This window comes from Hymenobacter qilianensis, from assembly GCF_014638675.1.
Lineage (GTDB): Bacteria > Bacteroidota > Bacteroidia > Cytophagales > Hymenobacteraceae > Hymenobacter > Hymenobacter qilianensis.
Genome location: NZ_BMFN01000001.1, coordinates 495,643 through 515,200, shown reverse-complemented (window position 1 = coordinate 515,200; position 19,558 = coordinate 495,643). Strand labels below are relative to the sequence as shown.

At 55.0% G+C, this 19,558-nt stretch carries 18 protein-coding genes; 13 read left to right on the top strand and 5 right to left on the bottom strand.

Annotation, left to right across the window (positions count from 1 at the left end):
- Window positions 1-63 precede the first annotated feature (63 nt).
- The 4 genes from IEW06_RS02100 to IEW06_RS02085 all read left to right on the top strand — a co-directional run bounded on the left by IEW06_RS02100 (window position 64) and on the right by IEW06_RS02085 (window position 5,421).
- Window positions 64-2,058, top strand: coding sequence for a DUF3857 domain-containing protein (locus IEW06_RS02100; RefSeq protein ID WP_188547336.1), 1,995 nt, complete (start codon window positions 64-66; stop codon window positions 2,056-2,058).
- Between the two features lie 74 nt (window positions 2,059-2,132).
- Window positions 2,133-2,654, top strand: coding sequence for a PaaI family thioesterase (locus IEW06_RS02095; RefSeq protein WP_187734103.1), 522 nt, complete (start codon window positions 2,133-2,135; stop codon window positions 2,652-2,654).
- A gap of 293 nt (window positions 2,655-2,947) precedes the next feature.
- The gene (locus IEW06_RS02090) at window positions 2,948-3,400 is read left to right on the top strand and encodes a BLUF domain-containing protein (RefSeq protein ID WP_187734104.1); all 453 of its coding nucleotides are present in this window, start codon (window positions 2,948-2,950) and stop codon (window positions 3,398-3,400) included.
- 164 nt (window positions 3,401-3,564) lie between these two features.
- Window positions 3,565-5,421 (top strand): PAS domain-containing sensor histidine kinase, encoded by a 1,857-nt coding sequence (locus tag IEW06_RS02085; protein WP_187734105.1) that lies wholly within the window; start codon window positions 3,565-3,567, stop codon window positions 5,419-5,421.
- A gap of 66 nt (window positions 5,422-5,487) precedes the next feature.
- Here the strand turns inward: IEW06_RS02085 and IEW06_RS02080 are convergent, their stop codons facing one another.
- Together IEW06_RS02080 and IEW06_RS02075 are read right to left on the bottom strand one after the other, a co-directional pair.
- Window positions 5,488-7,071 carry a DNA integrity scanning protein DisA nucleotide-binding domain protein gene (locus tag IEW06_RS02080; RefSeq protein WP_188547334.1) on the bottom strand — a complete coding sequence of 528 codons (1,584 nt, stop codon included), beginning with the start codon at window positions 7,069-7,071 and terminating at the stop codon, window positions 5,488-5,490.
- Window positions 7,072-7,165: 94 nt separating this feature from the next.
- On the bottom strand, window positions 7,166-7,963 hold the full coding sequence (locus tag IEW06_RS02075; protein WP_187734108.1) for an energy transducer TonB: 798 nt from the start codon (window positions 7,961-7,963) through the stop codon (window positions 7,166-7,168).
- A 246-nt stretch (window positions 7,964-8,209) separates the two neighbouring features.
- Here IEW06_RS02075 and IEW06_RS02070 point away from each other — a divergent pair, with 246 nt between their 5' ends.
- The 4 genes from IEW06_RS02070 to IEW06_RS02055 all read left to right on the top strand — a co-directional run bounded on the left by IEW06_RS02070 (window position 8,210) and on the right by IEW06_RS02055 (window position 13,360).
- Window positions 8,210-10,051, top strand: coding sequence for a MutS-related protein (locus IEW06_RS02070; RefSeq protein WP_188547332.1), 1,842 nt, complete (start codon window positions 8,210-8,212; stop codon window positions 10,049-10,051).
- A 124-nt stretch (window positions 10,052-10,175) separates the two neighbouring features.
- A complete protein-coding gene (locus IEW06_RS02065) occupies window positions 10,176-11,147 on the top strand; it encodes a bestrophin family protein (RefSeq protein ID WP_187734109.1) in 972 nt (323 codons plus the stop codon).
- 191 nt (window positions 11,148-11,338) lie between these two features.
- On the top strand, window positions 11,339-12,244 hold the full coding sequence (locus IEW06_RS02060) for a LysR substrate-binding domain-containing protein (protein ID WP_188547331.1): 906 nt from the start codon (window positions 11,339-11,341) through the stop codon (window positions 12,242-12,244).
- Window positions 12,245-12,331: 87 nt separating this feature from the next.
- Complete coding sequence (locus tag IEW06_RS02055; RefSeq protein WP_229743026.1) at window positions 12,332-13,360, top strand: YeiH family protein; 1,029 nt, start codon at window positions 12,332-12,334, stop codon at window positions 13,358-13,360.
- A gap of 74 nt (window positions 13,361-13,434) precedes the next feature.
- Here the strand turns inward: IEW06_RS02055 and IEW06_RS02050 are convergent, their stop codons facing one another.
- Complete coding sequence (locus IEW06_RS02050; protein WP_187734113.1) at window positions 13,435-13,623, bottom strand: hypothetical protein; 189 nt, start codon at window positions 13,621-13,623, stop codon at window positions 13,435-13,437.
- Window positions 13,624-13,765: 142 nt separating this feature from the next.
- Between IEW06_RS02050 and IEW06_RS02045 the strand changes: the two genes are divergently transcribed.
- The 5 genes from IEW06_RS02045 to IEW06_RS02025 all read left to right on the top strand — a co-directional run bounded on the left by IEW06_RS02045 (window position 13,766) and on the right by IEW06_RS02025 (window position 17,734).
- On the top strand, window positions 13,766-14,014 hold the full coding sequence (locus IEW06_RS02045; protein WP_133271704.1) for a hypothetical protein: 249 nt from the start codon (window positions 13,766-13,768) through the stop codon (window positions 14,012-14,014).
- A gap of 11 nt (window positions 14,015-14,025) precedes the next feature.
- Entirely contained in the window at window positions 14,026-14,754 is a 729-nt protein-coding gene (locus IEW06_RS02040; RefSeq protein WP_188547329.1) for a hypothetical protein, read from the top strand.
- 56 nt (window positions 14,755-14,810) lie between these two features.
- Window positions 14,811-16,256 (top strand): SHOCT domain-containing protein, encoded by a 1,446-nt coding sequence (locus IEW06_RS02035; RefSeq protein WP_188547327.1) that lies wholly within the window; start codon window positions 14,811-14,813, stop codon window positions 16,254-16,256.
- A 64-nt stretch (window positions 16,257-16,320) separates the two neighbouring features.
- The gene (locus IEW06_RS02030; protein ID WP_187734118.1) at window positions 16,321-17,382 is read left to right on the top strand and encodes a DUF3089 domain-containing protein; all 1,062 of its coding nucleotides are present in this window, start codon (window positions 16,321-16,323) and stop codon (window positions 17,380-17,382) included.
- A gap of 10 nt (window positions 17,383-17,392) precedes the next feature.
- Complete coding sequence (locus IEW06_RS02025) at window positions 17,393-17,734, top strand: hypothetical protein (RefSeq protein ID WP_187734119.1); 342 nt, start codon at window positions 17,393-17,395, stop codon at window positions 17,732-17,734.
- A gap of 53 nt (window positions 17,735-17,787) precedes the next feature.
- On the opposite strand, the gene tsf is transcribed toward IEW06_RS02025, so the two are convergent.
- Together tsf and rpsB are read right to left on the bottom strand one after the other, a co-directional pair.
- Complete coding sequence (tsf, locus tag IEW06_RS02020) at window positions 17,788-18,624, bottom strand: translation elongation factor Ts (protein ID WP_187734120.1); 837 nt, start codon at window positions 18,622-18,624, stop codon at window positions 17,788-17,790.
- Between the two features lie 164 nt (window positions 18,625-18,788).
- A complete protein-coding gene (gene rpsB, locus IEW06_RS02015; protein ID WP_187734121.1) occupies window positions 18,789-19,556 on the bottom strand; it encodes a 30S ribosomal protein S2 in 768 nt (255 codons plus the stop codon).
- Window positions 19,557-19,558: the final 2 nt, after the last annotated feature.

The window sequence follows — 19,558 nt, the reverse complement described above, 5'->3', positions numbered from 1 at the left end:
TTTTTGCCTGAACTCCACTGTATCAATACCTCGTTTTTATTTTCTACCTATCAATTACTACTAGTGAAAAAACGTATCAGCTCCGCTTGGCTGCTGGCCTTCGTATTCGTGCTGACTATTCCAGCCCTGTGTGCTCAAAAATTGCCCCCCAACCTAACCTATGCCACTTATAGTTGGGACGCCAAGCGTAAGCGCCTGCCAGTGACAGAGGCCGAAGCTAAAATGCCGGCTGTAGTGATGCGCGATTTCAGCGCCCACGAGTTTACCTATGACGAAAGCGCTAAGAGCCTGCGTTTATTCTCCTTAGATCATCGCATTGTGCGCGTCAATACCTCCGATGGGATTGAGCGCTTCAATAAGATTTACGTGCCCGTTCAGAATGGTGGTCAGATTCTGTTACTAAAGGCCCGCACTATAAGCCCCCGAGGCGAGGTGGTAGAAGTGAGCGAGGCCAACATGAAAGAGCTGAAGGACGAAGATGGCGGCCGTGGCTATAAAATCTTTGCCGTGGAAGGCGTCGAGAAAGGCAGCGAGATTGAATACGTATACAGCTATGAGCACGCCGCCAATTTCTTTGGGCGTGCTTATATGCAAAGCGAAGTGGCTGCGCACAACGTCACGTTCGAGCTGATTTCGCCGGAGCAGTTCACCTTTGATATGCGCCTCTACCAGGGCGCCACCTCCAACACCGTGGCCGATACGGTACAGAATGGTAAACGCATAATGCGCATAGCCCTCGACAATGTGCCTGCTGCTCTTGAGGAAGGCTTCGCCAACATGCAGGCCGAGCGAATGCGTGTGGAATACAAGCTGGCCTATAACTCTGCCCGCGGACGAGTGCGCTTATTCACCTGGGCCGATGCAAGCCAGCATCTGCACACGCTTATATACGGCTTCACCAAAGACGAGCAAAAAGCCCTGGATAAGTTACTCAAACAAATGAATTTGCCGGCCCAGGCATCCTCTACGGAGAAGGCTGCTGCAGCTGAGCACTATATAAAAATCAATTTTCAACTTAACGAAGCCACCGACAAAGACCTGGTGCGGGTGGTGGCCACGCGCGCGGCCTCGCAAATGGGATTTGCACGCTTGTTTGCGGCTATACTGAGCAAGCTGAGCGTTGAGCACGAGCTGGTGGTTACTTCCAATCGTAACGAAGCCCCTTTCGACGAGGCTTTCGATACGTGGAATTATCTGGAGCACTACGCCTTCTACCTACCCGCTACCAAGCAATGGTTGGCGCCAGGCCGGGCCGACTATCGTATGCCACTTATCCCAGCCGAATGGACAGCTACCCGGGGCTTGTTTGTACGCACCGTGAAGCTAGGAAGCACAGAATCGGCAGTAGGCACTGTGCGCGAAATTCCTACCCTGACCGCTGATCAGAGCCAGGATGACTTAGCTATAGCTGTCCGGTTCGGGGCGGCAATGGATAAAGCCACTGTTGATATCAAACAGACAATGGGTGGTTACCAGGCACAGCAAATTCAGCCATTCTACTCACAAATTCCGGATGACAAGCGAACAGAAGCGATGCAGACGCTGGTAAAAGGCAATGTGCCTGATGCTACCTTCCAACGCTTGGTCGTTACGAATGGGGAGCCCGGATTAAACCCATTACTTAAACCGTTTATAGTAGACGCCACCGTAGAAACGGCTGCGCTACTCGACCGGGCCGGATCAAAATACCTGTTTAAAGTTGGTACCTTACTTGGGGTCCAATCCGAATTGTATCAAAATGAGACGCGTCAATATGACGTAGAAAACGCCTACAACCGCCGTTATCAGCGTACCATTACCTTCGAGCTGCCAGCCGGCTACCAAGTGCGCAATTTGCAGGACCTAAACATCGTTGCTAAAGCCGGCCCCGGCTCCACGCCTACTTACTTATTTGAGTCGAGCTACGAGCAAAAGGGACAAGCAGTAACGGTGACCATCAACGAGCATTACCGGGAAGTACGCTGGCCTAAAAAGGACTTTGAAGCGTTTCGTAACGTTGTAAATGCTGCTGCTAACTTTAATAAAGTTGTGTTGGTTCTGGAGAAGAAGGCTTCGTAATGAGATGATAGTAGCCTCTTGAAATTGATTTGGTGGATGAGTCGTCTTACTTTATGCTCTGTTAATCATTTCATATGCCGCCCACCACTCCTGACACTGCTTCAAGCCCCGCCGACACGCCCCATGCCGCCGCTTTTCGTCGTACCATCCAGAATCCGTTGAAGCTGCGCCTGTTTATGCTGCGTAGCTTACCCATGGCTTACCTGGCAGGCCTGCGCGTGCGCGATGTCACGCCGGAACAGGCTACCGTGACGGTGCCGTATAAATACCTGACGAAAAATCCCTTTCGCAGCATCTACTTTGCCTGCCTGAGCATGGCCGCCGAAATGGCCAGCGGTGTGCTCGCGCTGATGCATATCAGCAGTGGCCCGCCCGTATCGATGCTTGTAACGGGGCTGGAGGCAGAGTTTACGAAAAAAGCTGTAGGGCTCATCAGCTTCACCAGCTTCGATGGCGGCCGTATTGGTCAGGCTATTGCCGAGACTCGTGCTACTGGCGAGGGCCGAACCGTGGTATGCACCAGCACCGGCACCGATCAGGCCCGTGATATAGTGGCCATTTTTCGGATTACCTGGTCGTTTCGGGCTAAGCGCTAAAACACAAGCTGTATTTCGGTTGGGTAGTGTAAGGTTAGAATTCCGGCTCCCGGAGTTGCTGGGGGGCTTTTTTGTTGGGAAAAACTGCTTATTTTTAAATCAAAGCGCCTGCGTTACAGTTTAGATTGGGCTTGTCACCAATGCCAGTGTGTTACTGAGCTCCGGCGCAATCTTCGTCTGCGAGGACCAGATAAAAAAGACTCCGTATCTTGCAAGCTCGTCAGTAGAGCTGCTTGCCACTTGGCAGATTCTGAGAGTTTTCGAATGATGTGTGGTGGCCCATGTTTTCTCCTATGAACCATATTGCTTACATGAGCCGGGCTGTTCGGCCTTTATCCGATCAGGAATTGCAGGAGCTGCTGGCGCAATGCCGCCGCGATAATGCGCGCAACAATGTCACTGGCATCCTGTTTTACAGCCACGGCAACATCGCTCAGCTGATTGAGGGCGACCCAGCTGTTACCAGGCCGCTCTTCGAAAAGATTGCTCAGGATGGGCGCCATTCAAACGTGGTTAAGCTCGCGGATAAGCCGATTGAGGCGCGTAGCTTTCCTGACTGGTCAATGGCCTTTCATCCAATTGATCCGGAAGGGTTTAGTGCCCTGACAGACTTCTTTCTGCCCCATCAGATGCCCGCTACACCTGATACGCTCAGTATTGCCGATGCCCTTCTGGTTGACTTGGTGCGCCAGGCCGTATTTGGCGCCAATACCACAGCGGCTGAGTCTGCTAGCGTAGGCAATTAACACCGCTCCTCAGTGCTAGGCAGGTAGATATTTCTTGTGAGCATGGGAGTTATAGCCAGTCAGGGTAGAAAGCAAACGCTTCAACCGAGTTGAGGCTTGCGTTTCTTCCGTTTGCTGCTGTGTTAGCGCCGCATTTTATTTTGTTGCTGTCTTGATTTATCTACATGCGTGACCAGGAGCTTCAGCGTATTCTACGGCATATGCCGGCGGGTATTGCTACCCTTTTGGGCCCGGAGTTGCGGTATGGCTTTGTAAATGAAGCAATGCAGGCCTTATTAGGCGGAAACACTCCTGAGGGCCAGCCTTTGACCGATGTATCTCTACCCGCCGACCTGCGCGAAGTCATGCAGAAGGTGTACGATTCGGGAAGTCCTTTCGTCGCTAAAGCATACGGATTGCCTCTTCTTGGAAGCAACGGCGAGGAGCCTACTCCGCGCTACTTCGATATTGCCCTCGAACCGCTACAGGATGATGAGGACCAGGTGCATGGGCTGCTGCTGTTTGCCGTCGATGTGACGGGACAGGAGGAGGCGCGGCAACGTGCTCACGAGCTGGCTCTCGAAACGCGCCGCCTGGATGCGCGCTTGCGCGTATTGACCGAAACTGCCCCCCAGATTACCTTTACCGTGGATGCGGCCGGCAACTACGAGTATGTAAGCCCGCAGTGGTACTACTTCACTGGGCAGCCGCCCACCGCCGATCTGGATGCTATTTGGCCGCTGCTTGTTCACCCTGAGGATAGATTGCGGGTGTTGTATCAGATGGAGGCCGCGCGGAAGGCTGGCATTGGGTGGAGCCACGAATACCGGCTACGGCGCCATGATGGGCAATACCGCTGGCTGCTTAGTCGGGCCGTACCCGAGCTGCACGCCCCTGACCAAGCCGCTTACTGGCACGGGGCCGTTACGGAAGTGCACGATCAGCGCGAGCTAGCCGATGCCCTACGTCGGGGCGAAGCGGAGCTACGTTTTCTGGCCGATAGTATTCCCCAGCTTATCTGGACGGCCACCGCCGAGGGATTTATCGACTATTATAATCAGCATACTGCCGAATATACCGGCTCATCAGCCGATGAGCTAGGGCCTACGGGCTGGGTGTCCTTGATTCATCCTTCTGAGCAAAGTAGTGCCGCACGCCGCTGGGTACAATGTGTAGCCTCCGGCGAAAGCTTTGACGGCCTTTTTCAGATGCGCCGCCACGATGGACAGTACCGCTGGCACATCATCCGGGCCCGGCAGCTGACCGATGCCCGGGGGCTGCGCTGGTTTGGCGCGTGCACGGATGTAGACGATCAGCACCGTCTGCGCGAAGTGCTACAACACCAATATGACGAGCTGGCGCGCACCAACCGCGACTTGGATACTTTCGTGTACACCGCCTCCCACGATCTGAAACAGCCTTTGTTTAACCTCAGGGGGCTTTTTGATGAGCTGCGCCGCACGGCGACCTTCGATGACGAAGAGCACGAAGTGCTACTGCGAATGGTCGATGGGGCTTTGGGTCAGCTGGACGTTACGCTCCACGATTTGGCCGCCACGGTGCAGGAGCAACGGCAGTTAACAGCCCCTACGGAGGCAATCGACTTGCGTAGTGTAGCCGAGGAAGTACTGTTGGGTTTGCGCGTACTCGTAGAGGATGCGGAAGCAACTGTAAATCTCGACTTTAAGGCGGCTCCTACCTTGATATACGGCCGCGCCAACTTGCGCAGCGTACTGCACAATCTGCTGAGCAACGCCCTCAAGTATGCCTGCCCCGAGCGCCCGCCGTGCATAACCATAGCGAGCGGCATGACTGAAGCGGGTAAGCCCTGGCTGAAAGTGCAGGACAATGGCCTGGGTATGGAAGTGAACAAAGATGCTAACCCAATATTTCAGCTTTTTGACCGCCAGCATCCTCACATTGGCGGAACGGGCGTGGGGCTGTATCTGATACAGCGCATTGTTACGAGCCGTGGGGGGCATTTAGAGGTGGCAAGTACCGTAGGCGAAGGCACAACTTTTACAGTCTATTGGTTTGGATAGCTGCCAAGCCAGTAGGCTAATCAGGCAATAGGAAAGTAGGTAGGCTGCAATTTGCCCCCCAGTGCTCTACTCTTCCTCCGCCAGGCTTTCCTTCGTAATCACATCTACCATTCCGTCTTCGCTTACCACAATAGCCATGCACGGATATGGGCTGCTCTCCACGTAACGAATGGCGGAGTTGTAGCGGGCGCCGCGCGTGCTGGTGCCCCTGCCTGAAGCCTTGCCATCGAGAATCACCCCGATAGAATAGCAGTAAGACTCCGGATCCACGAGCACGGCGCCATCGATAGACGTAACCAGACGGGTGATGAGCGGCGTGAGCGGAACGGGCTCGATGAGCGTGCATTGCAGCTTGAGGCGGTCAGCTTCGGCCAGCGCCTCGGTCGTGACGACGACGAGCGTTCCGTGCTTTTGCCGGCTGGCTTCCAGCACCACGTCCCAGAGGCGCTCCACTTTTTCGGGGGCGGTCAGATCAAAGGTGCGGCGCAGATCTTTGCGGAACTGGCTGCGGTTGAGACGCGCGCGCGGCAGACTGGGGTTGCCGTAGGTGGTACGCATCAGTACTTTGCCGTCGTGCTGAAATTCCCAGGCATAATGCGTTACGAAGTTGATAACGAACAAATCTTCCCGGCTTGGGTCATAATGACCGATGGGCCGGCCGAGGGCGTACACATTCTCGCCGTCTGCGAGCAGGCTTACGTCGGAAGTCGTCATTTCCAGCAGCTTGCGCACGGCCCGGTAGTCGGTGAGCGGGGTAGGGCAGGTGAGGGCAAACACTTCCTCCAGGTTAGGGTGGCGGCGTTTGGCCAGATACATCTTGCCCACGCCCTCCGCGCCCTCGTAGCGTAGGGAAGAAATGGTGTTGTAGGTGGCAAACAGCTTAGCCGTGGCCGGGCTGATGCCCAACGCTTGGGCAGGCGTATCCATGAGCAGCTTACCAGCGGCGCGCAGTAGCTCGTCGGTTTCGCGGTGGCGCAGCAGCATGCCTGAGCCGGGTTCGGGCTCCGTCAACGACTTCACGCACTCCTCATGAAAGCGCAGCACGGCCGCCAGGCCCAGCGACGACGCCAGCAAGCGGCCATCGGTGTAATAGCGGTTGGGCGTGAGGGCCGGGTGAGTGCGCAGAACTTTGCGGCTGAGGCGCAATACCGTCAGCACGTAGAAATCACCAATCTGAATGGGTATGCCCGCGAAGGATTGACGCTTTTTATCTGCTGAATCTACCTTGTCGAGAACTTCCTGCACCGCCAGCCGCAGACCAATGCTATGCTGCTTGCGCCGGATCATTTCCTCGCTCATCACCTGCTCACGGTCAAAATAAGCCCCCCAGGGCTCCCGGAGCTGGAACTCCTGGCCCCGAGCCAGCACCCGGCCGAAGTGGGCGAAATCAAGGCCACAGTCGGCGGGCTCCAGGCAAACGGCGGCTAGTACATCTTCATTTTGTTGGTCGGGCTCAGCTACCGGAATGCCCATCAGGAGGACATCAGGCGCTAAATCATCATCCAGCGTATCAAAAATGCCATTAGCAATAGCCTGAGCCGCCTGCTGAAAACGGGATTGGTACGCCCATATTACCTGCGAGCCAGGTGCAGGCAAAGGCATGGTGGGTGCTACAGGAGGAGCCGAAACGAGGGGAAGCGGAGAAAGCATAGTGTAGGCGGCAAGAAAACGGAGCGGAATAAATAAATATAAGTCACTGATTTATAATAATATGAGTTATAGTTGAGTTGCCGGCGCAGAGCTTTTACAGCTGAAACACAACCGGCAACACCATCTTTTGCTTCATTGGCTGCCCTTTATAGCGGGCGGGCGTCCATTTGGGAGCCGCTTTGATCAGGCGCAACGCTTCCTCATCGAGGCCCGAGCCAAGGCGCTTAATAACCTTAGGCTCAACGAGCGAGCCATCCTTCTCTACGATAAACTCCATCATCACGCGGCCCTCTACTTTGCGCTGACGGGCCAGCGTCGGGTATTTCTGGTTTTCCTGAATCCAGGTAAAAAAAGCCTCGGTGCCACCTACGGGCCGGGCAGGCTCATCGGGTTTTACCATCGTAGCGCCCGATGGGGTGGTAGCTCCGGCAGGCGCGGCGGCAGCCGTAGCGCCCGACTCATCTGCTGGAATAGCAAAGGACACGGGTACCGTGACGCGCTGCCGAACTTTTGCCCCCCGGTGCTGCGCCGGCGTCCATTTTGGGCCGCCTTTGATGAGGCGAATAGCTTCCTGATCTAATTCCGGGTCGAGGGGCTGCGTAACGGCTACATTGGAAATAACGCCCGACTTTTCCACCACAAACGTAACGGGTGCCGTGCCCTGCACGCCGCGCTGTAAGGCTCCTGTGGGGTATTGCTGATTGTCGGCCAGATACTGCGCGTACGCTTCCACGCCGCCCACGGGCACAGCGGGCTGACCGACGGTGTCATAAATCTCGTCGGCGTTGGGCTTGGGGGCTTTCAGCTTTTGCTGGGCCTGAACACTGGAAAAGCCTGCGGCACTCATCAGCAGTAACAAGCTCAGACAGCGGAGGGGACGCAATAGGGGCATAAAGCAAAGGTTAAAAGTGGATAACATAGCCGTGTCACAACAACCACACCAGCGGCCCACTGGGTTCAGATGACGCCCGATGTGGCGTAAGCAGGCTCCTCTGATGGTCTGGTACCTGACAAAAAGTAGTATCGTTTACTAAGGCCTTAGGCATAGAATAACTTGAGTCGCCTCTAAAGCACTAGACGGATAACTCCGGAAAATGCCTTAGGCTTTGGTACTTTTAGGCTCAACTGTCGCTTGCCTGTGCCCCAACCTGCTGCCTTTCGCCCGCTTTCCGTCGCGCCCGCCGACGTATTCACTGACAATCTTGCTGCCCACGCCAAGCAGGAGCAGTACTACGGGCGGCGCCACCAGGCCGTGGCCTGGGTCCGGGTAGTCGTGTTTGGGGCGGGTGCGCTGGGGGGCTATTATTTGTTCAGTAATGGCAATAACCTGGCTGGGCTGGCGTACGTGCTGGCGCTGTACGTGGTGTTTGTGCTCGTCATGCGCTGGCACAGCCGCCTGGGGTACCACTACAATCACTATCGGCTGCTGGGCGTAATCAATCAGGAGGAGTTGGCACGGCTAGGGGGCAAATTGACTCAGTTCGATGCTGGCGCACGCTACCTGGATGCCAGCCATGCCTACGCCGCCGACCTCGATGTGTTTGGTCCGCACTCCTTGTTCCAGCTGCTCAGCCGTGCCACCTCCCGCCTGGGCCAGGATCGGCTGGCTGACTGGCTGCGGCAAGCTGCCACACCAGCCGTCGTGCGCGCCCGTCAGGCTGCCGTGGCCGAGTTGACCCCCGATGTTATCTGGCAGCAGGAGTGGCAGGCCCGCGCCCGGCACTTTCCGCGTCAGAACGACGATCCGCGCCGCTTCGCTGACTGGCTACAGCAGCCCGATTTCTTCGCCGATAAAGCCTGGCTGAAAGTGGCTTTGTTCATTCTGCCGCCGCTGGCGCTTACCAGCGCGGGGCTGTGGCTGTCGGGCTATTCGTTTGGAATCGTTGTGCCGTTTCTGCTTGTGCTGGGGGGCATTAATCACTATTACCGCGTGGCCCGCGACGACTACTTCGAGCACAGCGACAGCATGTATGATGTGCTGCGCGCTTACCGCGACCAGCTAGCCTTGCTCGAAACCCAGACATTTACATCGCCCCAACTGCTAGGATTGCAGGCTGTAGTGAACGCGCCAGGCACTGTGCCCGCCTCGCAGCTTATTGGTCAGCTAGCAAGCATTGTGGCCTATTTCTCAATGCGCCAAAGTACGCTGGCGGCCTTTTTTGCCAATAATCTGCTGTTCTGGGATTTCTTCTGGATGTGGCGCCTCGAAGCTTGGAAGCGCAAGCTAGGGGGCAAATTAGCGACTATGCTCGATGTTGTGGCCGAGGTAGAAGCCTTGGTAAGTCTGGCGGCGTATCAGTTTGCCAACCCTATGTACACGGTGCCCGAGCTCAGCAGCGAAGCGCTGGAGTTTACGGCCGAAGGCCTGGGGCATCCGCTTATCTTCAGCACCGAGCGCATCACCAACGATTTTAGCACGATAGGAGCGGGGTGCACGGGTGTTGTTACGGGTTCCAATATGTCGGGTAAAACTACTTTTTTGCGCACTGTGGGCGTGAATATGGTGTTGGCCCTGGCCGGCGGGGCCGTTTGTGCCAGCCGCTTGCGCCTGAGTCCGGCCCAAGTGTATACGGCCATGCGCACCCAGGATAATCTGGCCGAAAGCACTTCCTCATTCTATGCTGAATTGAAGCGTCTGCGCCTCTTGCTGGAGCTGACGGCCGCGGGTACGCCCGTTTTTTACCTGCTCGACGAAATCCTGAAAGGCACCAACTCCCGCGACCGGCACCGTGGGGCCCGCGCGCTTATTCACCAGCTCCACCAGCGCCCCGCCAGCGGCCTCATCAGCACCCACGATCTGGAGCTGGGCGCTCTGGCCGATGAATTGCCCGGCGCCGTAACCAATTATAGCTTCAACAGCACCATCGAAGGCGACGAAATTCGGTTTGACTATCACCTCACGCCGGGCTTATGCCGTAGCTTCAACGCCAGCAAGCTGATGCAGCTCATGGGCATCGCCATTGATGTTTCGGCCGATTAATTCAGACAAATGCTACCATCAGCTATTGCGTACTGCCTGATTGTTGAGCTTTTGCGTATAGAGCAAATGGGTCCCTGCGCATCTGCGGGGTCTCGCCATTTGTAGCTTTTTATTTTGCTGAAGCGTGTACGTTCGTAATAATATTCGCTGGCGCGTCGTCTGGAAGTTCTCCTGGCGTAGCGTATGCATCTTTCTGCTGCACGCCTTTTTGGTATGCGTAGTGTATGGCCCCCTGAATATTAAGTCAATAGCTATTCCGTGGCAGCCAGTGGCCACGCTGGGTATTGCCGTTTCTTTTTACATCGGCTTTAAGAATAACGGTTCCTACGACCGTTTCTGGGAAGGCCGGCAGCTGTGGGGTGGTATCGTTAACTACAGCCGCCTGTGGGCGGTGCAGGCGCTGGAGTTTGTGACTTCCCGCGTAGATGCGCCCGACGTAGATGCCCCCGAAGCTACTGCCGAGGAGCTAACGGGTCGGCACCAGCACCTCTTGTACCGCCAGATAGCCTGGTGCAATTCCGTTCGACTGCAATTGCGCCGCCAGGTAGCCGACTATTGGGATGCCGATGTAGCTCCTTTTCTAAGCAAAGAAGAGAGTGATAATATTCGGGATTTGCAGAATCCGGCGGCGCATATTATCCGGCTTCAGGCCGCCGAGCTGCGCATTCTGCGCGAGGAGCGGGGCCTGCTCAACGACTTTCAGCACATGCGCCTTATGCAGACGCTGGAGGAGCTGTATAACCTGCAGGGTGGCTGCGAGCGAATCAAAAATACGCCCTTTCCGCGCCAGTATGCCTACTACAGCTTTGTGTTCGTGTGGCTGTTTTCCTTGATGTTGCCCTTTGGTCTGATTAGTGAGTTTGCTCGCATGGGCCCCGATCATATCTGGCTTACTATTCCGTTTTCGGTGCTCATAGCCTGGGTGTTCAACACAATTGAAGTAGTGGGTCATACCAGCGAAAACCCCTTTGAGAATCAAATGAACGATGTGCCCATGACAAGCATCTGCCGCACCATCGAGATTGACCTGCGCGAAATGCTGGGCGAAACCAAAGTGCCGAAAAAGCTGGAGCCCATAGACGACATTCTGTACTAGAAGTCTGTTGAGCGCTCTCCCGCCGGTCATGCAGAGCACAGCGAAGCATCTCGCGTGCTGACGTTGCCAAGCTAAACAACTAAACACGCGAGATGCTTCGCTCCGCTCTGCATGACCGCCTTTGAGAAGTAAAAACTAAAGCTGAAAACGCCTACACCGGTGAAATTCTGGCGCTAATCGTAGCTTGCGGCATGCCTGATTTTCGTCTGCGTGTTTTTCAAGCGGTGGCGCGTCACCTGAGCTTTACCAAGGCCGCGCAGGAGCTGTTTATCACCCAGCCCGCCGTCACAAAGCATATCCGTGAGCTGGAAACGAGCTACGGTCAGCGCCTTTTTGAGCGGCGCGGCAACCGCGTGAGCCTGACCATCGCCGGTACGCTGCTGCTCACCCACGCCGATGAAGTGGAATTATTGCACGAGCGCCTGCAAAACCAGCTCCACGCTCTGCACGATGAAGCAGCCGGCCGACTGCGTCTGGGCGCCAGTACCACGCTGGCTCAGTATGTGCTGCCACCCATTTTGCCCGGTTTTCAGGCCCAATACCCGCGCGTGGAGCTGACCTTGCTCAACGGCAACTCCGAGCAGATTGCCGAAGCGCTGCTCAGGGGGCAAATTGACTTGGGCTTTGTAGAAGGTCAGGTTAAAAACCGCGACCTCCATTATGAGCTTCTCCTCGATGATGAGCTGGTAGCCGTACGTTGCGCCGATCCTGGAAAAAAGCCCCCCGAGAACATGACCCTGGCCGACGCGCTTCGGCATCCGCTGGTGTTGCGGGAGCGGGGCTCCGGTACGCTGGAAGTGCTGGAATATGCATTGCGGGCGCACAAAATCAAGCTGTCGGATCTCAACGTTGCGCTTTATCTGGATAACACGGAAGGCATTAAATCTTATCTGGAGGCGGCACCCCATTGTCTGGGTTTTGTGTCGCGGCGCGCCTTGATGAAGGAAGAAGCGGCTGGCTGGCTGGAGATTGTGCCCGTGCAGGAGTTGCGGCTCTCGCGGCGCTTCGAGGTGGTGTGGGTTCAGGGGCAGCCCTTATCTGCTCAGGCCCAGCGCTTCCTGACGTATACGCATCGCCATAGCAAGACTGGCTTATAACTAAAAGTTATTATAGATAATCATTTTTGATTATCCGGTGCGCTTGAAAAGCGTTGTTCTGGAATAGAGCTTGTAGCGCTTTACTCCATGAAAATTGCCCGGCCTTTTGCTTCTCATTCCGCCCGTATTGACTCAGCACACCATCATGCAGCGTCGTTTTTAAAGCATCCCTTCATGGTGTTAGGCTACCCCCTGACACCGCAGCAGGTTCTCTTCTGGGTCGGGCTGATCTTCTGCCTCACCCCCTGGTCCTCGCCACCAGTGGCCTTGGGTCTGGGCTTGTCGGTAACTCTGCTGATCGGCAATCCATTTGCTACGCAAACTCACAAATACACGAGTAAGCTGCTGCAATACTCGGTAGTAGGCTTAGGTTTTGGCATCGATGCCAGCACCGCTGCTCAGGCTGGGCGCCAAGGGTTTGCATTTACCGTAGCCACTATTTTGGGTACGCTGGTGCTGGGCTACGGCATGGGCCGCTGGCTGGGCATTGAGCGCAAAACGGCCCACCTGATTTCGTGTGGTACCGCTATCTGCGGTGGCAGCGCCATCGCGGCAGTTGGCCCGGTAATACAAGCCGAAAAGTCGCAGTTTTCGGTGGCCTTGGGTACCGTGTTCGTGCTCAATTCAGTGGCGCTACTGGTTTTTCCGGCCTTGGGTCATGCCTTGCAAATGACTCAATATCAGTTTGGATTGTGGTGCGCCATTGCCATTCATGATACCAGCTCCGTGGTGGGTGCTGCCAGTCACTACGGCGACCAGGCGCTGCAAGTGGCCACCACCGTGAAGCTTTCCCGCGCCCTTTGGATAATACCGGTGGCGCTTGGCACGGCCTTTTTGTTTAAAACGCCAGGTACCAAGGTTAAGCTGCCTTACTTCATTCTGGGCTTTATTGGAGCCATGCTGCTCACCACCTACGTGCCGGCGTTACGCGGAGCAGGTGCCATAGCAGCCCAGATAGCGAAAGTAGGCCTAACACTCACCTTATTCCTGATTGGAGCCGGACTGTCGATGGAGGTGGTGCGCAAAGTGGGCATACGACCTTTTGGGTTGGGCGTGCTGCTATGGCTTGTTATTTCGGCTACTTCGCTGTGGGTTATTCTGCACACCGTGGCCTAGTTTCATTTTTTAGCTAATAAAAAAGCCCCCCAACACAATGCTGGGGGCTTTTTTTATGATTTGTAGGTGGTCGATTACTCTTTTGTAGGCTTCTTGCGGCCCGAGCCACTTTTCTTACCACCACCATCTTGCTTATTGACGGTGGCCCAAGCCCGGCGCTCCGCTTCATCTTCCGACAAGCCTTGCTTTTCGTAGGTTTCCTCGATGTGTTCGGCCTTACGCTTCTGCTTGTCGGTGTAAGCCGATTTATCTCCTTGTGGCATGATAAAAATGATTGACGGGGAAAAGAAGGGGGCGGCACAGCCGTATACGCTACTTGCAGACAGAGTGGTTTCACGGTAACACAAGTCGTTGTTGAGCGCGGGCTGCCTATCTTCGCCTATTCGTCAGAAAAAGCCCTTAGCCATGCGCCACGTAGCCGATATTCCGCACCCAGATGCCAAAATCACACTTTTTTCCTGGAACGGTAAATACCTGATTAAGCTGGAAAAAGGCCCTTTGGAGCAAACGTACAAGGTCAGCGAAATGGACCTGACCGGCGGCGATGCCGAAGTCCGCACCTTGCTCGACGACGAGTTTCTGCAAGCTGCCGTGCAGCGCTTTGAGCACATGCGCCAGGACCTACACGCCACCTTCGAGCGCCACGATATTTAAGCCCGCATCCTATGAAAAAAATATACATGCTATTGCTTCTGGGGGGCTTTTTGGGGCTGCTTTCTAAGCCCGCCGCCGCGCAGCTTTACGATGTGCGCGACGGCACTGTCAGTTTTGAGCGCAAAGAGCGGGAAGCCCTGAAAGTGCAGGTTGATGGCACCGCGCAATGGCTGCGCGACTATTGGCAAGCCTGGCTGAAAGACACCTACAGCATCCGGCTAAAGGGTGATGGCACCTTTGGCGTGGGCAAAAAGGACTTGCTGGTAGCCAAGCAAACACCCGTTTCCAGCGTATCAGGCAAGCTGATTGACCTTTATTCCAGCGTCGTTGCCCCCGCCGATACCGTAGCCGAGCTAGCCGTGTGGGCCACACTGGGGGGCAATTCATTTATGTCAGCCACCCAAACGCCGTCGGAGTATGCGGCCATGCGCACCATGGTTCAAAGCTTTGCGGCGGCGGCCCGCATCAAAGCCTACAGAGACCAAATAACGGAGGCAGAGAAGCAAGTGAAGGAAGTAGAAAAGGAGCGGGAGAAGCTGGAAAAAAACATCCAGAACCTGCAAGCGAATACCACCAGTAATCTGGCCCGCATCGAAACGCTCCAAAAGCAAAACGTAGAAAATACGCTCAAAGCCCGTCAGGATTCGGTTAAACTGATAACCAACGCTCAGCAACTGGAGCTGCGTAAACTTCGCTTAGAACGTCGACGTGATCGTCTGACCACACTTGAACGTAAGTAGGTAGCAAATGCGTTTTGCCGTTGCTTTTGCTTCGGTTTATTTGCCGCCTTTGCCCTATGGAAAACGAGCCTTCTGCCCTTGCTACCTTACGCCAACTGAAAGAATGGCTGGATGCAGGCGCCATCACGCCCGCTGAATTTGAGGTACTCAAACGCAAGCTGCTCTTTAGCGATACAAGCGAGTCAACTGCTGCCCCCGCGACGCCACCGTCTGCACCGCCAACTCCGCCCCCAGCGCCGGCTGAATCTGTTGCTACATCTGCTACGGTAGTCACATCTTCTGCGCCCCTGCCGCCACCGCCACCGTCTTGGGACTTTAAGCATGATCCGACGGTCACGATTGGCTCAGTAGAGGATCAGGTAAGGCCTCCTGAAATGGCTGTGCCACCGTCGGTCGTAGAGCCTGCACCGCGCCCAGCAGCCTCGATTCCGCCTGTGTTCACACCGCCAGTGGTGCCGCCTGTGCCACCCGTAGTGCCTCCGCGCGAGCAAAGTCAAGCGTCACCCAAAAGGCCAGCTCCGCCAATTGATACTTTTACGCGCCCCGTTGAGATGGTGAAAGTGGGTTCATCGTCTTACCGTGATGCTGATTCTCTCACGCCCACCGAGCCACAGGTTTCAGATAGCCGACGCTCTCGTCCGGCTATTCCGCCGCCGTCTGGTCGAAGCCCGCTCGCTACTGCTCTTATCATCGGAGGCATTCTGGCCTTGCTCGCCCTGATAGCTTACCTCGTGATGGATGATCGGGAGTCCGAACGCCTCACCAGCCTCTCGCGCTCCGGCGCCGATACCGTTAGTGTTGCGCCGGAAGTTGGCCCCCAGGTCGAGCAGCTGGAGCTTCCGTCCGTAACTGATGCCGATGCTGAATCAGATACCGCACGGGTAACTCCTGCCTTACCCGCCACGCCCCCCGCAGCTACCACCGATTCTGCTCGCAGCGCTCCGGCGCCCGCCGCTCAGGAACCCATAGTACCGGCTCCCACACCTTCAGCGTCAGAAGCGACGGCACCTGCTACCACTTCGGCTCCGTCTACTGCCCCAGAGGAAGGTCAAGCTGCCTCAGACCAGACACCAGTTACTTCACCAGCGTCAAGCGCGAAAGTGGGTGAGGTAGAAGCAAAGGTTCGTAGCGCGCTTAGCTCGTACTATGAAGATCTGAAAGCGCCGCCTTTCAATGCGGCACAGCATTTTGCGCCTGCCGTCGAGCGGTTTTATACTTTGCAGAATACCACGCCGGCCGCCATTAGCGCCGAGTTAGATAGGTCACACTTCCCGGAGTTTTTGGAAGGTGAAACCCAAGGCATACCCGGCAGCCTAACTATCAGCGAGCCCGTGCGTGATGGTTCGCGGGTTGTCACCTATCTGGAAAAAAGCCGGGCATTTCGCAAATCCCGACAGCAGTACCAGAATACGACTGCTCAGGTGCGCATTCGCTTTAATCGCGATTTCAAAATCGTTTATCTGCGCCAGGAGCGACTACTGGAAAACACGTTTTCGGAGTAAATTTGTGCTTGTTAACTAAGCACTTGCGGCCTGCACCCTTGTGCAGGCCTTTTCTTTGCCAGTAATGCTGCTTCCTTCCTTACTACGCCGCTTCCCCCGGCCGGCCTGGCTGTTGCTGCTGGGCGTACTTTCCTCTTGCTTGGGCGTTATCAAGCCAGTTCGGAGCTTCACAGCCTATACACCCGCCCTCGCACCCGATTATACGCAGGAAGCCAGTTGGGCTGCGCTTCCCACGCGCCGTGATTCCGCAGATGCCGTACCCAAGAACTCCGGTATGCGCGACCAGCAGGCTACAGCGGCCGCCGATGTATTTTTCATTCACCTTACCACGCTCATCCGCCCGCACGGCTGGAATGGCTCTACAGCAGATGCGGCGTTAAACACCTTCACCGATCAGTTTAGTATCCGTCGTCAGGCCTCGGTGTTTAATGCAGCCGGTCGGATATATGCGCCCCGCTACCGCCAAGCTGCTCTCTATAGCTTCTTCGATAGTGATAGTAGTGCCAATGCCAGAGCTGCCTTGGATCTGGCGTACCAGGATGTAAAAACTGCTTTCCAGTATTACCTGGACCATTATAATCAAGGCCGCCCCATCATTCTGGCGGGCCATAGCCAAGGCGCCTTTCATGCCCAGCGCCTCCTGTATGACTTCTTCGACCAAGACCCAAGGCGTCGAAGCCAATTGGTAGCCGCGTATTTAGTAGGCTTCAAAGTAAATCCTGCCGCATACCAAAATCTGCGTCCCTGCGAAGATTCCACCCAAACCAACTGCTTTATCAGCTGGAACACCGGCGAGTGGGGCTACAGCTACGAGCCCTACCGCGACGCCTTGGCCATCAATCCGCTCACCTGGACCCGCGATACCACCGCTGCTCCCGCATCTTTGAACCGAGGCAGCGTGCCGCAATCCTTCAATCGCATCGACAAGGCTGTGGCTGATGCCAAAGTGCACGACGGCGTACTCTGGGTGCATCCACCTACTACCTCTGGCTACCCCCGCTTCCTCATTCCCGGCCGCCCCGAGCTACGCCATTCTTTCCACATCGCCGATTATGGGCTGTACTACATGAATGTGCGGGAGAACGCTATAGCGCGGGTACGCGCGTGGCAGCAAGTCAACCAATAATCTAGCTCCAATGAAAAGGTATCTTACTTTACTGCTGGCAGCAATTGGTGCCTTCACCATTTTAAAGTTTTTCTACGATACTTATCGCCTGCAAAAAGATGCCACTGGGTACTTAGCTAGTTGTGAAAAAGTCAAAGTAGGAATGACTTTAGAGGAGGCAAAGAAGATAATGGGGGACTATAACTACTATGAGCGCGCTAATCGAAGTGAGATCTGGACATTTTATAACAACGAAAAAACGAAGCAGTACTTCTTGACTTATCCTGCTCCATTTGCAGCGTCAGAAGGAACTTGGATTCACTTTGATCCAGAAACTCAATTAGTAATTGGGGTTACTTGTGGAGAAAAATAAAAGCCCCCCAGCAATTAGCTGGGGGGCTTTTTTAGTATAGAAGCTAAAAAAGCTTAGCCACCAATAACTACACGCTTGAAGTCAGTTACTGTCATGCCTTTCTGCTTCTTGTCGAGCAGTTGGGCGATGGTTAGTGAGTTGTCTTTCACGAATTCCTGATTAAGCAAAGTGTTGTCCTTGTAGAACTTGTTCAGCTTGCCTTGGGCAATCTTCTCCAGCATCGCTTCGGGCTTGCCTTCAGCACGCGCCTGCTCTTTGCCAATCTCGATTTCACGCTCCACGGTAGCAGAGTCAACACCTTCTTTGTCTACTGCTACGGGCTTCATCGCTACGATCTGCATCGCTACGTCGCGGCCAACTTCAGTTACATCGGCACCGGCTACATTCTTCAGGCCAACGAGTACGCCTTTCTTGTTATCGGAGTGGATGTAAGAAGCTACTTTCTCAGCAGTCAGCGTGGCGTAGGTTACGTCCAGCTTCTCACCGATTTTGCCCATCAGGTCTGTGATGTGATCTTGCAGAGTCAGGCCGTCAGCTTCTTTGGTTGCCAACAGATCTTCCTTCGTGCCAGCGTTAGTGCGCACGGCAGCGTCCAGAATCTGCTGGGTCAACTCACGGAAGTTAGCCACTTTAGCTACTGATTCCGTTTCGCAAGCCAAAGCAACCAGCTTACCAGCGGTGCCATCTTCGCTTACTTGTACTAGAACTAGGCCTTCAGAGGTAGCATTGTCAGCACGCTTGTCAGCGATTTTCTGGCCTTGCTTGCGCAGAATGTCACGTGCGGCTTCGAAATCGCCATTAGCCTCGGTCAGAGCCTTCTTGCAATCCATCATGCCCGCGCCAGTCATAGCGCGCAGCTTGTTCACGTCTTGGGCGGTAATTGCTGCCATTTCTTAAAAAGTTAGTAGCTAGCTAAAAGCTAGAAATTAGAATGTTATGTAGGGGTGTTCATACAAGAAGCTAGGAGCTAAGAGGAAGTAAACAGAATCCGGAAGCTGGTTCAACCCACCGGATTCTATCTTCTATCTCTTAACTCCTAGCTTCTTCTAAACGCTTATTCGTCGGCGGCTTGCTTTTCCTTGATGCCTTCCTCTTCGGACTGCTTCTTGTCAGCTTCTTCCTTATCAACTTTGCGCTCCGACAGGCCTTCTTCAATAGCCTTGCTCATAGCACCTACGATGAGGGAGATAGACTTTGAAGCGTCGTCGTTAGCAGGAATTGGGAAGTCAACCAGCTCGGGGTTAGAGTTAGTATCGCACATAGCGAATACTGGTATACCTAGCTTCTTGGCTTCTTTTACAGCAATGTGCTCACGCTTTACGTCGATTACGAACAGAGCAGCGGGCAGACGGCTTAGGTCGGCAACGCCACCCAATACGCGCTCCAGCTTCTCACGCTCGCGCGACATCATCAGACGCTCGCGCTTTGCCATTGCAGCATAAGCGGTGTTCTCTTTTACCATCTTGTCGATGGTGGTCATCTTCTTCAGCGACTTGCGGACCGTAGCGAAGTTGGTGAGCATGCCCCCCAACCACCGATCAGTTACGAAAGGCATTTTGAGGCGCTTAGCCTCTTCCGTTACAATTTCCTGAGCCTGCTTTTTAGTAGCAACGAACATTACCTTCCGACCGCTCTTGGCGATGTTACGGATAGCGTTGGTAGCCTGATCCAGCGAAGCGAGGGTCTTGTTCAGGTCAATAATATGGATGCCGTTCTTCTCCATGAAGATGTACGGCGCCATTTTTGGATCCCACTTGCGCGTAAGGTGACCAAAGTGGGCACCCGCGTCGAGCAGGTCTTTATATGTGGTGGACTGAGCCATGA

Bases quoted from the DNA above. Each gene is read 5' to 3' on its own strand.
- IEW06_RS02095 (WP_187734103.1), top strand. From the start codon at position 2,133: ATGCCGCCCACCACTCCTGACACTGCTTCAAGCCCCGCCGACACGCCC.
- rpsB (WP_187734121.1), bottom strand. From the start codon at position 19,556: ATGGCTCAGTCCACCACATATAAAGACCTGCTCGACGCGGGTGCCCAC.
- IEW06_RS02040 (WP_188547329.1), top strand. From the start codon at position 14,026: ATGAAAAAAATATACATGCTATTGCTTCTGGGGGGCTTTTTGGGGCTG.
- IEW06_RS02090 (WP_187734104.1), top strand. From the start codon at position 2,948: ATGAACCATATTGCTTACATGAGCCGGGCTGTTCGGCCTTTATCCGAT.
- IEW06_RS02080 (WP_188547334.1), bottom strand. From the start codon at position 7,071: ATGCTTTCTCCGCTTCCCCTCGTTTCGGCTCCTCCTGTAGCACCCACC.
- IEW06_RS02055 (WP_229743026.1), top strand. From the start codon at position 12,332: ATGAAAATTGCCCGGCCTTTTGCTTCTCATTCCGCCCGTATTGACTCA.
- IEW06_RS02060 (WP_188547331.1), top strand. From the start codon at position 11,339: ATGCCTGATTTTCGTCTGCGTGTTTTTCAAGCGGTGGCGCGTCACCTG.
- IEW06_RS02030 (WP_187734118.1), top strand. From the start codon at position 16,321: ATGCTGCTTCCTTCCTTACTACGCCGCTTCCCCCGGCCGGCCTGGCTG.
- tsf (WP_187734120.1), bottom strand. From the start codon at position 18,624: ATGGCAGCAATTACCGCCCAAGACGTGAACAAGCTGCGCGCTATGACT.
- IEW06_RS02085 (WP_187734105.1), top strand. From the start codon at position 3,565: ATGCGTGACCAGGAGCTTCAGCGTATTCTACGGCATATGCCGGCGGGT.
- IEW06_RS02035 (WP_188547327.1), top strand. From the start codon at position 14,811: ATGGAAAACGAGCCTTCTGCCCTTGCTACCTTACGCCAACTGAAAGAA.
- IEW06_RS02025 (WP_187734119.1), top strand. From the start codon at position 17,393: ATGAAAAGGTATCTTACTTTACTGCTGGCAGCAATTGGTGCCTTCACC.
- IEW06_RS02050 (WP_187734113.1), bottom strand. From the start codon at position 13,623: ATGCCACAAGGAGATAAATCGGCTTACACCGACAAGCAGAAGCGTAAG.
- IEW06_RS02045 (WP_133271704.1), top strand. From the start codon at position 13,766: ATGCGCCACGTAGCCGATATTCCGCACCCAGATGCCAAAATCACACTT.
- IEW06_RS02075 (WP_187734108.1), bottom strand. From the start codon at position 7,963: ATGCCCCTATTGCGTCCCCTCCGCTGTCTGAGCTTGTTACTGCTGATG.